Genomic DNA, 14,931 nt, shown 5'->3' with positions numbered 1-14,931 from the left:
AAACCGGTGCCCACTCTTCCGGGATCATGCCTGCGCCCAGCCCTCTCGGCGGCCGCAGCCGCCCGCACGCAAGGCAGCCCACCGGATAAAGGAAGCAGCTCCTCTAGGCAAGCAAGAACGAGGCTTTTTCGCGACCCAACGCCCGACCCAAGCCTTTGATATCCCCGAAAAATCCGCCTTGCCGGGACCTCAGGCCCGAATGCGGCCGTCGATCACTTCGATGATCCGGTCGCAGCGCCGCGCCAAGTCCATATTGTGGGTCACCAGAAGGAAGCTCGTACCGCTGTCGCGATTGACCTGCCGCATCAGCCTGAACACGGCTTCGGCCGAGCTCGTATCGAGATTTCCGGTCGGCTCGTCGGCCAGCACGAGATCGGGATTCATGGCGAGCGCACGAGCCACCGCGACGCGCTGCTGCTGGCCGCCGGACATGTTGTTGGCGAGATTGCCGGCCAACTTCTCCAGTCCGACCTGAGCCAGCAGCTGGTTGGCTCGCGCCTCGACGTCCGCAGACGGGAAGCCGCGGTCCACCAGCATCGGCATCATGACGTTTTCCCGCGCCGTGAACGCCGAGATCAGCAGATGATATTGAAAGACGAAGCCGATGGTCTGGCCGCGCAGGCGGGTGATCTCGGCATCGTCGAGAGCTGCGGTGTCTTGGCCCTTGATCAGCAGGCGGCCCGAGGTCGGCCGGTCGAGCAGCCCGACGATGTTGAGCAGCGTGCTCTTGCCGGAGCCGGACGGACCAATCAGAGCCAGAAACTCGCCGTGATCGAGCTCGAGGTCGATGTCGTGCAGTACCTCGGTTTCGGTCGGCAGCCCGACATTGTAGGTCTTGCACACGCTCTCGAGACGGAGGATCTGGTCAGCCACGGATCGCCACCACCGGATCGAGTTTGGCGGCCCGCACCGCCGGCGCCATCGCGGCGAGGAGACCGGTGGCGGTGGCCAGCAGCGTCGCATAAACGAACAGGCTGCGCTCCAGGACCAGGGGAAACAGCTCGCTACCGTCGGCCTGACGCGCGACCGAGTGCCAATAGACCAGCGCCAACGCGCCCATCGCCGCCCCGAGCAGCGAACCAACGAAGCCGAGCAGCCCGCCCTGAACCAGGAAGACCCGCAAGATCTGGCCGCGCGTCGTGCCCATCGCACGCAAGATGCCGATATCCTTCGAGCGCTGGATCACCGACACGATCAGCACGGCCGCGATGCCGAATGCGACGGAGAGACCGACGAAGAGGCGAATGAGCGTGTTGGAGTTCTGCTGGGCCTGCACGGCGGCGAAGAACTGCGCATTGGTCTTGATCCAGCTGTCGGCCTCGACCACGTTGGCCGCCTGGATGCGCTGGGCGATTTGCTCAGCCGCATAGATATCACTGACCGTCAGATCGATGGTGGTGACTCCGCCGATCATCCTCAGCAAGGATTGTGCGGTCCGCAGGGCGACGTAACATACCCGCTGGTTGACGCCCTTGTTGCCGAGATCGACGAGGCCGGAGATCGTCAGGACGCGGGTTGCTCCGGAGGCGGCGCGGATGTTGAGCTTGTCGCCAACGGTGGCGCCCAGCTCCTTTGCGAGCTCGATCCCGATGATGACGTCCTCGCTGGTGAGTCGGGGCTCGCCGGCGACGATATAGTCCGGCACCTTGACGATCCTGAAATAGGAGTCTGGTTCGACACCCGACAGGCTGACCGAGCGGCTGGCATCGCCCCGGACCGCAAGCACCGAGCCGAGGATAGTCGGCGCGGCCGTGACGACCTCAGGCATCGCCTGCATCTGTGCTCTGATCTTCGGCCATTGATCAATCGAGAGCACCCGCTGGCTCGGACGCTGCACCACTGCGTCCTCGATCTCGCCTGGTCCGTTACGCAGAGGACGCGCGATCTGATCGGGCGCGAGCAGCTGGATCTGGGGCTGTGAGGTCAATACGCGCTTGATGAAATTCGCCTGGAGTCCGGCAAGCATCGCCGACATGAACACGATGACGCCGACGCCGATCGATATGCCGCCAACGATGAAGATGGTCTGGAGCCGGCCCTCGCGCAGGAACCGGACCGCCATGGTCCATTCAATCGGCAGCCAATGGTTCATTGCCGAACGGGCCGGAGACGCTGGCCGGCCAGAACGCCGGAGCTCTGAGGAATCGCGACATCGCCGGCGGCGACACCTTCGGTGATCTCGACATGGCTGTTGCCGCGCAGCCCGAGCTTGACCGCCCGCTGACTGGCCCGACCGTCCTTGATTCCGAGCACCCAGGGCTTGCTGGACAGCGCGTCATGCACCGAGCGCAAGGGCAGGATCAGCGCATCGTCCCGGGCGGCAATCTCGATGTCGACCGAGACCGTCATGTCTTGGCGCAGATAGTCCGGAGGGTCGGCGACCGTCAGCTTGACCTCGACCGAGGCGCGCGAAATGTCGATGCCGGGATTGATATAGCTGATGGTGGAGGCAAACCTCCGGTCCGGATAGGCGTCGGCCGAGGCGAGCGCGTTCTGCCCGAGAGCAATCTTGCCGAGATTGCGCTCATCGATCTGCAGCACGAGCTGCACGTCCCCGTCCGGCGCCAGCACCAGCAGGGCCTTGCCGGGCTGCACCACCGTGCCGCGCTCGACATTGCGCGTGATCAGGACGCCGTCGCGCGGTGCGGTAATCGTTGCATAGCCGAGCCGGGACTCGGCCGTATCGAGATTGGCGCGCGCCTGGTTGGCCTGCGTCTGCGCCATCACGTAGTCGCTGCCGCCCGGGCTCGCGGTGTAGACCTGGAATTGCGCGGCACGCATGGCGGCGCGTGCGACGTCGAGCGTCTTCTGGGCGTCATCAAGTGCGGCGCGGGTCGCATAGCCGTTGCGCTCGAGCTGGGCGGTGCGGTCATAGGTCTGCTGGGCATTGAGCAGCGTGGCCTGCGCCTGGGCCAATGCCTCCTTGGCGGAGGGCAGCGTCAGTTCCTCGAGTTGTCTGATGCGCGCCTCGGCCTGCGCCACCGCGCCTTCCGACTGGACGACGGCCGCCTTCAATTCGCGTGCCTCCAGCGAGATCAACGGCTGGCCCTTGCTGACCCTTTCGCCTGCCCGAACCAGCACCTCCTGCACGGTGGCCGTGATCTGGCTGCCGATCTCGACCCGGTAAGGCGTTTCGACATGGCCGCTCGCCACCACCGTCTCAACCAGCCGGCCCTGCCTGACCTGATCGACAACGATCGTCGGCCCCACGAGCATGCGGACGCTCTGCCAGACGCCAAGGCCGAGCAGAACGATCGCGAGGAGGATGAACCATTTGTGAGCGAGGAATCCCGACCACAGCGCCGCGATGGAGGGCCGGTCCTTGTGCTGCCGCAGGATGATTGTTTGCTCGACCATGCCACTGCCATGCGGCTCGCGCGAAAGCCACGCGACCGACGTCTCGCTTCGATTGCTGGCCATGAGGATCTGGCCGATACCGAGACGCTAGCGGGGCGCCGGAAGTTGAGATTGTTCTAAGTCAATAGGTTACGCTGAATTTAGGGGCGCGCGTGGTTTCGCCTCCCTGTCGGGCCGGCGGCCCAGGTTCCCCGCAATGACGTGCATGGGCGTGATGCACCAGCCCCATTGATATTCGGGGCATTTCCGTGTCTTTGAGACTGGCCGGGCGACGAAACGGCCCGCCACCGGGCCGGGCCCCGGCGTATGACTCGGGGGCCATACCCATCACAATGTCCGCCACCGGTCAGACCACGAGCGCGGAGAAGTCCGGTCACAGCTGGATCGCCAACCAGCCTTACCTGCTGCTCAGCATCACCGCCTTGTGCTGGGCCGGCAATGCCATCGTCGGGCGGCTCGCCGCCGGCCACATCCCGCCGGTCACGCTGTCGTTCTTGCGCTGGCTCTTTGCCTTCCTGCTGGTGCTGCCGTTCGCCTGGAAGCATCTGGCCCAGGACTGGCCGGCCATCCGCGGCAAGCTCGGCCCGATGGTCACGCTCTCGATCACCGGCATCGGCGCCTTCAACACCCTGCAATATTGGGCGCTGGAGCACACCCAAGCCCTCAACACGCTGCTGCTGCAGTCGGCCGCGCCGCTGATCGTGGCGCTGTGGTCCCTCGCCATCCTCGGCATCCGCCTCACCGCGGCACAGGCGTTCGGCGTGCTGCTGTCGATGTGCGGCGTGCTCACGATCCTGCTGCACGGCGATTTCACCACGCTGTCGAACATCGATTTCAACAAGGGCGACCTCATCTTCATCATCGCGCTCGTCATCTTCGCGCTGTACTCGGTGCTGACGCTGAAGCGGCCGCCGATGCACGGCCTATCGTTCCTCGCCTTCACTTTCGGGGTCGGCGCCGCCTGCCTCGTTCCGCTGGAGATCTGGGAATTGTCCGCGCGGCCCGTGATGAAGCTCGACGGGCCGAACCTGCTGACGCTGTTCTACGTCGCGGTGTTCCCCTCGACGCTCGCCTATCTCTGCTTCAATCGCGGCGTGCGCCTGATCGGCGCCAACCGCGCCGCGCCGTTCTTCCACGTCGTGCCGGTGTTCGGCTCGATCATGGCGATGGCGTTCCTCGGCGAGCACCCGCAGGCATTCCATTTCATCGGCTTTGCGCTGGTGCTGTCGGGTGTGTTCGTGGCGTCGCGGAAGCAGGCGACGTAGCCGTCGCTTTCATTCAAGCAGAGGTGCCGCTTTCACCCTCCCCTGGAGGGGAGGGTCGATCGCGCAAAGCGCGAGCGGGGCGGGGTGATCTCTCCACTCGGGCACTGTTTGATGTGGACCGTCACTCCGCCCCGCTCCGCATTGCGCTTCGCTTCATGCGCAGCGACCCAGGGGGAGGGTAAGAAAGAGCGCAGGCTATTTCATCTTGAACTTGCTGTAGGCCTCGCTCGTCGCGATGATGACGTGCTCGGCGCAGCCGTTGACGCGGTGCGGATCGGCCTCGCGCTCGTAGGCCTCCGACGTCATCATGTCCAGGAAAGCCGCGACGGTCGGATAATAGACCAGTGCGACGAAATCCCAGCCGTTGCCGGCGTGCGGACCGAGTGCGACCGCCTTGGCCTCGCCGGTCCAGAGCAGCGAGCCGCCGCGCGCCTTGATCATCGGCACCGTGATGGCGCTGTAGCGCAAATAAGCGTCCCAGCCGGATCCGTAGCCGTCGCGCGAGCGCGCGTGGAAACGCATCAGGTTCAGCATCACCACCGGCGCCTGCGGATCGAGCCGCTCCAGGCCTTCGATGTTCAACATGTTGACCGCCAAGGGCACCTCCCCGATCATGCCTGCATTGTAGCATTGCGACCCCGTGACTTGTGCCACGACGCCGATCCGGCGCAAGCTCCCAGGCAACGCCAATGACGATCGCTTCGCCCGCGCCAAAGGCCTCCAATCCGGCCGGTTGGCTCAACAATCAGCCTTATCTGCTGCTCAGCCTGAGCTCGCTGTTCTGGGCCGGCAACATCGTGCTCGCGCGTCATGTCGGCGCGCATGTGCCACCGCTGACGGTGACCACGATCCGCTGGTTTGGCGTGTTCCTGATCCTGCTGCCGTTTGCCTGGCCGCATCTGAAGCGGGACTGGCCTGCCTTGCGCAGCAGTCTGCCCTTGATGCTGTTCCTGTCGCTGGTGGGCTTCGCCTACAACAACGCGATCTCGTACTGGGCGATGCAATATACGGAGGCGCTGAACGCGCTGCTGATCCAGTCGGCAGGTCCCCTGTTCGTGGCACTGTGGTCGCTGGTGCTGTTCGGCGTGCGGCTGACGGGTGCGCAATTCGCCGGCATCGCGATTTCGCTCGTTGGCGTACTGATCATCATCCTGCGGGGCGATCTCGCTGCGCTGGCCGGCATCAGCTTCAACAGGGGCGACATCATGTTCGCCTCCTCGCTGGTGGCGTTCGGGATCTACTCCGCCTTCATCCCGCGGCGGCCGAAGATCCATCAGCTGTCCTTCCTGTCTTTCACCACGTGGTGCGGGGCGACGATGCTGCTGCCGACGGCGATCTGGGAGGCGGCAAGCGGCCGCGTCCTGCAACTCGACGGCATCACGCTGGCGACGCTGGGCTACATCCTGATCTTTCCCTCGACGCTGGCCTATCTGTTCTTCAACCGCGGCGTGGCGCTGATCGGACCGAACCGGGCTGCGCCGTTCTTCCATTTGGTGCCGGTATTCGGCTCGGCGATGGCGATCCTGCTGCTCGGCGAGAAACTGCAGCCGTTCCACCTGATCGGCTACGCCCTGGTGCTCGCCGGCGTCGTGATCGCCTCGCGTCAGGGGTCGGCCGGCAAGTAATTCCGCACGGCGGACGCGGTTCAGCGGCGCATCACTGCGTGCTGTGCTGCGCCCAGGGGCACGAGAATACGTGCGATGACGCATCTTCCACTTTGCCCTTCGAGCAGCTAGGTTCCCCACCAACCAAAAAGAGGGAACGTCTCAAGATGATTTCAGCGCTGATTCGAAACTTGCGTGTCGTGGCTGCGGCCGCATTGTGCTTCGCCACCGCATCCACGGCCCAGGCCGACAATTATCCGAGCCGCAACATCACGCTGGTGCTGCCGTTCGCGGCCGGCAGCGGCACGGACACCACGACGCGGCTGATCTCGCAGCATTTGTCGCAGGCGCTCGGCGTCGGCATCGTGATCGAGAACAAGGCGGGCGCCAACGGCATGCTCGCCGCGACCTATGTTGCGAAGGCCGCCCCCGACGGCTACACGCTGCTGGTGACCACCAACACCACGCATTCGGCCAATCCCTATCTGCTCAAGAGCCTCACCTACGATCCGGTCAAGGATTTCACTCCGATCGCGCGCACCGGCGACCTGCCCTTCATGCTGGTGGTCAATCCGGAGGTGCCGGCCAAGACGGTCGCCGAGCTCGTCGCCTATGGCAAGGCCAATCCGGGCAAGCTGAGCTATGCCTCGGGATCGTCCTCGGCCATCGTCTCGGGCGCGACCTTTGCGCACAATGCCGGGCTCGACCTCCTGCACGTGCCCTACAAGAGCTCGCCGCCGGCGCTTAACGACGTCATGGGCGGACGCGTCTCGATGATGTTCGTCGACATCCTGACCGGTCTGCCGCACGTCAACGGCAACGCGCTGCGCGCGCTCGCCGTCACCACCAAGGATCGCTCGCCGCTGGTGCCGCATCTGCCCTCGATGCAGGAGGCCGGCGTACCGGACTTCGACATCTCGTCCTGGCAGGGCTATTTCGGCCCGGCCGGCCTGCCCAAGGAGATCGTGACGCGGCTCAACGCGGAGATCAGGAAGATCATCGAGAATCCGGAGATCAAGGCCAAGCTCGCAACGCTCGGCATGGACGCCTTCTCCGGCACGCCGGAACAGCTCGAGGCGTTCGTAAAGGATCAGCTCGTGCTGTGGGACAAGCTGATCACGAACGCGAAGATCGAGAAGCAGTAGGCCGGTCTGGTGTCCCGGACGCGGCGCGGCATGAAATGACGCGACGCTGAGCCGGGACCCAGAGTGCCGCTCGCATGGGCCCCGGCTCTGCAGCGCACCGCTGAAGAAGCGCTGCCATAGCGCGTCGAAGACGCGCGTAAACGCGCTTACGGCGTCCGGGGCACGAGAGCTCGTGATTACGCCGCGCGCACCTTGGCGAGGAAGCCGTCCACCGCGCTACGCAGCGCGCCGGACTGGGCGTCCAGCTCGCGGGCGTTGGTGAGCACATCGCCTGCCGCCGCGCCGGTCGCTTCCGCGGCCGAGGTGACGCTGCCGATATGGGCGTTGATCTCACCCGATCCGGCCGCGACCGACTGGATGTTGCGGGCGATCTCGCGGGTGGCCTCGCCCTGCTGCTCGATCGAGGCGGAGATGCCCGCGGTGATCTCGCTCATTTCCGCGATCGTCTGCGTGATGCCCCCGATCGCGACCACCGCATCGCTGGTCGAGGTCTGCATCGCCGCAACCTGAGCCGAGATCTCCTCGGTAGCCTTGGCGGTCTGGTTGGCGAGCGCCTTGACCTCGGAGGCGACCACGGCAAAGCCGCGGCCGGACTCGCCGGCGCGTGCCGCCTCGATGGTGGCGTTGAGCGCGAGCAGGTTGGTCTGCGCCGCGATCGAGTGAATGAGCTTGACCACCTCGCCGATCTTCTCGGCGCCGGTGGAGAGCTCCTGCACCGTGGCGTTGGTGCGCTCGGCGTCGCTGACGGCGCGGCTCGCAACTTCGGTCGAGCGCGTCACCTGGCGCGAGATCTCCGCAACCGAGCTCGACAGCTCCTCGGCGGCGGCCGCGACCGTGCCGACATTGCCGGAGGCCTTCTGCGAGGCAGCGCCGACCGTCGCCGCACGCGAGGAGGCGTCGCTGGCGGTCGCGGTCATCGACTGCGCCGTCGTCTGCATGCCGGCCGCGGCCGTGGAGACCGAGCGGACGATGCCGTTGACGCTGCGTTCGAAGTCGTCGGCCAGTTCTTCCATCGCATGGCGACGTTCCGCCGCGGCGCGTTGCTGCGCAGCCGCTTCGGTCTGCTCGAGCTCGCGAATCTTCTCCGCATTGGTCTTGAAGATCTGGACGGTCGCGGCCATTGCGCCGACCTCGTCGCCGCGGCCGACGCCGGGAATGTCGCCTTCGAGCTTGCCGTCGGCGAGGTCCTTCATGCGGACGCCGAGGACGCTCAGCGGACGGCTGATGCTGCGACCGATCAGCCAGGCGACGCCACCAGCCACGACCATGATGCCGAGCAGGGAGAGGCCGAGCAGCCAGGCCACGGGCGCCAGCTTGGCATCGAGGTCGTCGAGATACACCCCAGTGCCGACGAACATATTCCAGCCTGGAATCGCCACAGCGTAGGACAGCTTGCGGGTCACGACCTTCTCGCCGGGCTTGTAATATTCGTAGCGCAGCGTGACCTCACCTTTGGCGGCGACACCGTCGCGCAGCTCGCGGGCGAGCTTGCGGCCATTGGTTTCGATGTCGAGGCGATTGGTGCCGAACTGCTTCGGGTCGGGCGTCACCACGGCGATGCCCTCCATCGTATAGGCGAAGATGTAGCCCGAGCCCTTGTCATAGGTCATCGAGCTGCCGCGCCGGACGAACTCCGCAATGGCTGCTTCCTTGGTCAGCTGCCCGGCATCGACCTGCTTCTGCAGACCGAGCGCCATATTGCGCGACATTTCGACCATGGCCTTGGTCTGCTCGAAACGGGCCTCGAGCAGTTGCTGCTGCATCAAATACCCTGCCAATGCCCCCGCGACGCACAGGCCGAGCATGGCCACGGCGACGAGGATGCCGAGCTTCGATGCGATCTTCAGATTGCTCAACTTCACCATGGGCCCCTTGGTTGGTGCGGACACACCGCAAATCTCTTTGATTTGAATCAACCTTTAGTAGGAGACCCCTTAGCAAGTTACTTACGCGCCCCCGTAGAAGCCCGGACCCGGCCACGAAATCCGACAACTTATCTCCATAACGACAACTGGGGATTGTACGCACACGCTCCGATTTCGCGTAAAAGACGCAAAGGCCCGCCCGCGGAGGCGGGTCGCAACAAGAACCGACAAACCAAATCGGGAGCGAGAAGATGCCGAAATACAGGGTGGTGACGCCGAAGGGCGCCAGCTTCACGGTCGCGGGCAGCGATTATTCCTATGAGCGCGAGGCGCTCGATCCGATCGATGCCGAGATCATCGAGGCGCCCGCCGACGAGGCCGGATTCATCGCCGCCGCGAAGAATGCCGACGCGATCTATGCCAAGGGCATTCCCATAACCAAGTCGATCATCGACGCCCTGGACAATTGCAGGGTCATCACGCTCGGCTCGGTCGGGGTCGACAGCGTCGACGTCAAGGCCGCCACCGCCCGTGGAATCCCGGTAACCAACATTCCCGACACCTTCATCGAGGAGGTCGCCGACCACGCCATGATGCTGCTGCTCGCCGGCTTCCGCCGCCTGGTCGAGCAGGACCGCATGGTGCGCGATGGCCGCTGGGCCGAAGGCCGGCCGGCGCTGCTCAAGGTCCCACGCCTGATGGGCCAGACGCTCGGCTTCGTCTCGTTCGGGCGCGTTGCACGTGCAGTCGCGAAGCGCGCAGCGCCGTTCGGCCTGCGCATGATGGCCTATGATCCCTTCATCCAGGAAACGCTGATGTACGACCATGGCGTGATCCCCGCGACGCTGAACGAGGTGCTCTCGCAATCCGACTTCGTCTCGATGCATGCTCCGGCAAGGCCCGAAGTGCATCACATGCTCACCGAGAAGCACTTCCGGCAGATGAAGAAGGGCTCGATCTTCATCAACACCGGGCGCGGCGCCACCGTGGACGAGGAGAGCCTGATCAAGGCGTTGCAAGAAGGATGGATCGCGCACGCCGCGCTCGACGTGCTGGAGAAGGAACCGCCGTCGCACAACAATCCCCTGCTCGGCATGGAGAACGTGACCCTGACCGCCCACGTCGCCTCGGCCTCGGCACGGTTTGACGAGGCGCGCAAGCGCCGAGTGGGCTACGAATTGTCACTGGTGTTGCAGGGCATGTGGCCGGTAAGCTGCGTCAATCCGTCGGTGCTGCAGAACACCACGCTCCGTCGCTGGCAACCCGTCAGCATGGATCGCGGGCCGAACAGCTAGGCGGCCGGCGCAAAGGCGCCAAGGGACCGAAACGACCCTTCACCGGCGGTCAACGCCGGGAAGGGAAAACATATAGGGAGGTACTGATGAGGAACGACATCACCCGTCGTGATGCCTTGGCGCTGGGCCTATCCGCTGCAACCTTCGCCGCCACCGGTGCTGCAGCGCAAACATCCAATATCAAGGCTGCCGACGTTCCGGCACCCAAACGCGAGATTGAGAAGGGTGCATCCTTGCGCATGCTGCGCCCGGTGCGCTTCGTCCAGGCCGACGAGGACGTGTTCCGCGCCAATGCGGCGAAGTTCACCAAGGAGACCGGGGTCGAGGTCAAGGTCGACTTCGTCGGCTGGGAGGACATCAACCAGCAGACCGCGGTCACCTCGAACTCCGGCGCCGGCCCCGACATCATCATCGGCTTCTCCGACGCGCCGCACATCTACATCGACAAGCTGATCGAGCTGACCGACGTCGCGGACTATCTCGGCAAGAGATATGGCGGCTGGCTGCCACTGGCGCAGCGCTACGGCAAGAAGAACAAGAGCGACGCCTGGATCGGGCTTCCGTTCGGCGCCACCGCGGGGCCCCTGATCTACCGCAAGTCGATTCTGCAATCGGTCGGCTTCGACAAGGTGCCGGAAGACCATGCCGGGATCCTCGACCTCTGCCAGAAGCTGCACAAGGCCGGCAAGCCGGCCGGCTTCGCGCTGGGCAATGCCAAGGGCGACGGCAACGGCTTTGCGAACTGGGCGCTGTGGTCACACAATGCCTCCCTGCTCGACGAGGAGGGCAACGTCATTATCAACAGCAAGGAGACGATCGCCGCGCTGAACTGGGTCAAGCAAATCTACCCGACCTTCATCGCCGGCACGACGTCGTGGAACGACGTCAGCAACAACCGCGCCTATTCCTCACAGGAAATTTCCCTGACCGCGAACGGCGTCTCGCTGTACTTCTCGCTGAAGAACGATCCGGCGACCAAGGCAATCGCCGACGACAGTGAGCACCAGCTGCTGCCGAAGGGCCTCGCCAAGGTCTCGCCGATGGCGGGCCTCACCCTGAACGCCATGCTGTTCAAGCACAGCCAGTACCCCAATGCGGCGAAGGCCTTCCTGCAGTTCATGCTGGAGAAAGACCAATACGAGCCCTGGCTCAATGCCAATTCCGGCTATTGGTCGCAGCCACTGGCCGCCTATGCCGAGGCCGCCGTCTGGAAGGGCGATCCGAAGGTCTCGATCTTCAAGGATACGATGAACAGCACCTACTACGACGGCTACAAGGGGCCGATCTCCACGGCCACGGGCGCGGTGAGTGCCGACTACGTGCTGATTCAGATGTGCTCGGCGGTTGCAACCGGCGCGGCCACGCCGGAGGCCGCGGCGGCGGAAGCCGAGCAACGCTGCAAGCGGTACTTCCGGCGGCAGAGGTAACGCGACGACCGAGCCCTCGTCATTGCGAGGAGCACTTGCGACGAAGCAATCCAGACGATCACTCCGAGACAGACTGGATTGCTTCGCTTCGCTCGCAATGGCGATTGTAGCGACAGCATAGAACAGGACGCCGACACCGATGTCCGTGACGACACTTTCCTCCTCCGCCCTGGCGCATCGTCAGCCCTCCTGGCTGGTGCGGCTGTTCGACTACAAGCCGTTCCTGATCGTGATGTGCCTTGCTCCCGCGATCGGGCTGCTCACGGTGTTCCTGACCTATCCGCTCGGTCTCGGCATCTGGCTTGCCTTCACCGACACCACGATCGGCCGACGCGGCATCTATGTCGGCCTCGAAAACTTCCAGTATCTGCTCACCGATCCGCTGTGGTGGAATGCCGTGTTCTACAGCGTGGTCTATACCGGGATCGCGACGTTCGGGAAGTTCGCGCTCGGCTTCTGGCTCGCGCTGCTGCTCAACAACCATTTTCCGTTCAAGAGCCTGTTGCGTGCGATCATCCTGTTGCCCTGGATCGTGCCGACCGTGCTGTCGGCGCTGGCGTTCTGGTGGATCTACGATCCGCAATTCTCGATCATCTCCTACCTGCTCGTCGACGTGCTGCACTGGCGGTCGAGCAATATCGACTTCCTCGGTTCGCCCTGGCCGGCGCGCTTCTCGCTGATCGCCGCCAACATCTGGCGCGGCATTCCCTTCGTCGCGATCTCGCTGCTGGCGGGGCTGCAGACCATCTCGCCTTCGCTCTACGAGGCCGCGATGCTCGACGGGGCCAGCGCCTGGCAGCGCTTCCGCTACATCACCTTCCCGATGATGATGCCGATCCTCGCCATCGTCATGACCTTCTCCATCATCTTCACCTTCACCGACTTCCAGCTGGTCTACGCCATCACCCGCGGGGGTCCCGGCAACTCGACGCATCTGCTGGCGACGCTGGCCTTCCAGCGCGGCATCGCCGGCGGCGAGCTCGGCGAAGGTGCGGCGATCGCGGTGTCGATGATCCCGTTCCTGGTGTTCGCGACGCTGTTCTCCTATTTCGGCCTGGCGCGCCGCAAATGGCAGCAGGGAGAAGACAATGACTGATACCGTCGCGCAAAACGGCACCGCCGACGCCAAAGCCGCGCCCGACACCATGGCGTGGGATTCCGGCCTGCGGCGGCTGATGATGATCTATTTGCCGCTCGGCTGCTTCGTGCTGATCCTGCTGTTCCCGTTCTACTGGATGGCGATCACCTCGTTCAAGCCGAACGCGGAGCTGATGAACTACAAGGCGCACAATCCCTTCTGGATCTCCTCGCCGACCCTCGCCCACATCAAGCATCTTTTGTTCGACACAGCCTACCCGCATTGGTTGAAGACGACGATGCTGGTCGCGATCGGCTCGACCACGCTGTCCCTGGTCGCATCGACGCTCGCTGCCTATGCCATCGAGCGCCTGCGCTTCCGCGGCAGTCCCTATGTCGGGCTCGGGATCTACCTCGCCTATCTCGTGCCGCCGTCGATCCTGTTCATTCCGCTCGCCACCGTCGTGGTGCAATTCGGCCTGTTCGACAGTCCTCTTGCGTTGATCCTGGTCTATCCGACCTTCCTGGTGCCGTTCTGCACCTGGCTCCTGATCGGCTATTTCAAGTCGATCCCCTATGAGCTCGAGGAGTGCGCGCTGGTCGACGGCGCGACGCGGCTGCAGATCCTGCGCCGGATCACGCTACCGCTGGCGGTGCCCGGCCTGATCTCGGCCGGCATCTTCTCCTTCACGCTGTCCTGGAACGAGTTCATCTACGCGCTTGCCTTCATCCAGAGCGGCGCCAACAAGACCGTTCCGGTCGCGATCCTGACCGAACTCGTCACCGGCGACGTCTATCAATGGGGCGCGCTGATGGCGGGATCGCTGCTCGGCTCGCTGCCGGTGGCGATCTTCTACTCGCTGTTCGTGGATTACTACGTGTCGTCGCTGACCGGCGCGGTGAAGGAGTAGCAGAACTAGGCCAGCCGCGCCTTGAGGCGCGGCGTGGCCCAATCCAGAAATGCGCGGAGCTTGAGCGGAGCCGGCTTCCGCTCCGCGTAGATGATATGCACGGGCCAGGGCGCCTGCTCGAATTCCTCCAGCATCAGGACGAGCTTGCCGCAACGTCGTGCAGCCTCCATCTTGTAGGACATCACGCGCGTGACGCCGGCGCCTGCGACGGCCGCTTCGACCGCCGCTTCCGAGTCGCTCACCGTCAATCTCGATCGTATCGGCACCGTGACCTCGCTGCCGTCCTTGACGAACTTCCAGCTCTTTTGCGCCGCATGGCTGTCGACGCCGATACAATCGTGCGACGCCAGATCGGCGGGCTCAATCGGATGACCCCGCTTTGCGAGGTATCCCGGACTGGCGCAGAGCACGAACCGGATCGAGCCAACCCGGGTCGCGATCAGGTTGCTGTCGGGCAGACTGCCGATTCGAATCGACACATCGATGTTGTCGTGGACGGTGTCGACGATGCGATCGGTCAGGACGAGCCGCAGCGCGACCTCGGGATAAGCCTCCATGAACTCGAGCGCGATCGGCAGAAGGTGCATGTGGCCGAGGCCCCACGGCGCCGTGACCGCGAGATCGCCCCTCGGACTTCTGTACTCGCCGGAGACCTCCCTCTCGGCATCGTCCACCTGCGCGATGATCCGCTTGCAGGCCTCGATATAGGACCGTCCCGCATCGGTCAGCGTCATCTGGCGCGACGACCTCTGAAACAGCTGGGCATTCAGCCGCGCCTCCAGCTCGGCAACCGTTCGGCTGACCGTTGCGACCGGCATCCTGAGACGCCGGGAGGCTGCCGAGAAGCTTCCTGTGTCATTGACGGCGATGATGACCGACATCGCCTCCAGCCGGTCCATCAGACGCGTCTTTCCGTAACCTGAGAAGTTGCTTCTCGATTTTAGGGGCTGATCCCGCCGGTCGCAATCGTTTACGCGAAGCTCGC

At 64.4% G+C, this 14,931-nt stretch carries 13 protein-coding genes; 7 read left to right on the top strand and 6 right to left on the bottom strand.

Annotation, left to right across the window (positions count from 1 at the left end):
• Positions 1–189 precede the first annotated feature (189 nt).
• Genes ACETMP_RS29205 through ACETMP_RS29195 form a run of 3 tightly spaced genes read right to left on the bottom strand, consistent with a single transcriptional unit; the run spans position 190 to position 3,357 of the window.
• Positions 190–873 (bottom strand): ABC transporter ATP-binding protein, encoded by a 684-nt coding sequence (locus ACETMP_RS29205; RefSeq protein WP_375158830.1) that lies wholly within the window; start codon positions 871–873, stop codon positions 190–192.
• Complete coding sequence (locus tag ACETMP_RS29200; RefSeq protein WP_375158829.1) at positions 866–2,092, bottom strand: ABC transporter permease; 1,227 nt, start codon at positions 2,090–2,092, stop codon at positions 866–868. The genes ACETMP_RS29205 and ACETMP_RS29200 overlap by 8 nt, the downstream gene beginning before the upstream one ends.
• Positions 2,089–3,357: an efflux RND transporter periplasmic adaptor subunit gene (locus ACETMP_RS29195; RefSeq protein ID WP_375158828.1), complete on the bottom strand. Its 1,269-nt coding sequence runs from the start codon at positions 3,355–3,357 to the stop codon at positions 2,089–2,091. Before ACETMP_RS29195 ends, ACETMP_RS29200 begins: the two co-directional genes overlap by 4 nt.
• Positions 3,358–3,689: 332 nt before the next feature.
• Between ACETMP_RS29195 and ACETMP_RS29190 the strand changes: the two genes are divergently transcribed.
• On the top strand, positions 3,690–4,622 hold the full coding sequence (locus ACETMP_RS29190; protein WP_375158827.1) for a DMT family transporter: 933 nt from the start codon (positions 3,690–3,692) through the stop codon (positions 4,620–4,622).
• Positions 4,623–4,817: 195 nt separating this feature from the next.
• On the opposite strand, the gene ACETMP_RS29185 is transcribed toward ACETMP_RS29190, so the two are convergent.
• Positions 4,818–5,207: a DUF1330 domain-containing protein gene (locus ACETMP_RS29185; protein WP_375162021.1), complete on the bottom strand. Its 390-nt coding sequence runs from the start codon at positions 5,205–5,207 to the stop codon at positions 4,818–4,820.
• A 104-nt stretch (positions 5,208–5,311) separates the two neighbouring features.
• Between ACETMP_RS29185 and ACETMP_RS29180 the strand changes: the two genes are divergently transcribed.
• Both ACETMP_RS29180 and ACETMP_RS29175 read left to right on the top strand, forming a co-directional pair.
• Complete coding sequence (locus tag ACETMP_RS29180) at positions 5,312–6,247, top strand: DMT family transporter (RefSeq protein WP_375158826.1); 936 nt, start codon at positions 5,312–5,314, stop codon at positions 6,245–6,247.
• Between the two features lie 146 nt (positions 6,248–6,393).
• Positions 6,394–7,371: a Bug family tripartite tricarboxylate transporter substrate binding protein gene (locus ACETMP_RS29175; protein ID WP_375158825.1), complete on the top strand. Its 978-nt coding sequence runs from the start codon at positions 6,394–6,396 to the stop codon at positions 7,369–7,371.
• 176 nt (positions 7,372–7,547) lie between these two features.
• Here ACETMP_RS29175 and ACETMP_RS29170 read toward each other — a convergent pair whose 3' ends face one another.
• Positions 7,548–9,233, bottom strand: a complete 1,686-nt coding sequence (locus ACETMP_RS29170; RefSeq protein ID WP_375162020.1) for a methyl-accepting chemotaxis protein — start codon at positions 9,231–9,233, stop codon at positions 7,548–7,550.
• A 254-nt stretch (positions 9,234–9,487) separates the two neighbouring features.
• Here ACETMP_RS29170 and ACETMP_RS29165 point away from each other — a divergent pair, with 254 nt between their 5' ends.
• The 4 genes from ACETMP_RS29165 (at position 9,488) to ACETMP_RS29150 (ending at position 13,946) form a co-directional block, all read left to right on the top strand.
• Complete coding sequence (locus tag ACETMP_RS29165) at positions 9,488–10,531, top strand: C-terminal binding protein (protein ID WP_375158824.1); 1,044 nt, start codon at positions 9,488–9,490, stop codon at positions 10,529–10,531.
• A gap of 86 nt (positions 10,532–10,617) precedes the next feature.
• Positions 10,618–11,958, top strand: a complete 1,341-nt coding sequence (locus tag ACETMP_RS29160) for an ABC transporter substrate-binding protein (protein ID WP_375158823.1) — start codon at positions 10,618–10,620, stop codon at positions 11,956–11,958.
• Positions 11,959–12,097: 139 nt separating this feature from the next.
• A complete protein-coding gene (locus ACETMP_RS29155) occupies positions 12,098–13,054 on the top strand; it encodes a carbohydrate ABC transporter permease (RefSeq protein ID WP_257193018.1) in 957 nt (318 codons plus the stop codon).
• On the top strand, positions 13,047–13,946 hold the full coding sequence (locus ACETMP_RS29150; protein WP_373568113.1) for a carbohydrate ABC transporter permease: 900 nt from the start codon (positions 13,047–13,049) through the stop codon (positions 13,944–13,946). The genes ACETMP_RS29155 and ACETMP_RS29150 overlap by 8 nt, the downstream gene beginning before the upstream one ends.
• 5 nt (positions 13,947–13,951) lie before the next feature.
• Here ACETMP_RS29150 and ACETMP_RS29145 read toward each other — a convergent pair whose 3' ends face one another.
• Positions 13,952–14,845 (bottom strand): LysR family transcriptional regulator, encoded by an 894-nt coding sequence (locus tag ACETMP_RS29145; RefSeq protein ID WP_375158822.1) that lies wholly within the window; start codon positions 14,843–14,845, stop codon positions 13,952–13,954.
• Between the last annotated feature and the right edge of the window lie 86 nt (positions 14,846–14,931).

The organism is Bradyrhizobium dasycarpum (assembly GCF_042019905.1).
Taxonomy (GTDB): domain Bacteria; phylum Pseudomonadota; class Alphaproteobacteria; order Rhizobiales; family Xanthobacteraceae; genus Bradyrhizobium; species Bradyrhizobium japonicum_B.
Note: the sequence above shows the minus strand (reverse complement) of the source record. Positions and strands in the feature narration are given on the sequence as shown.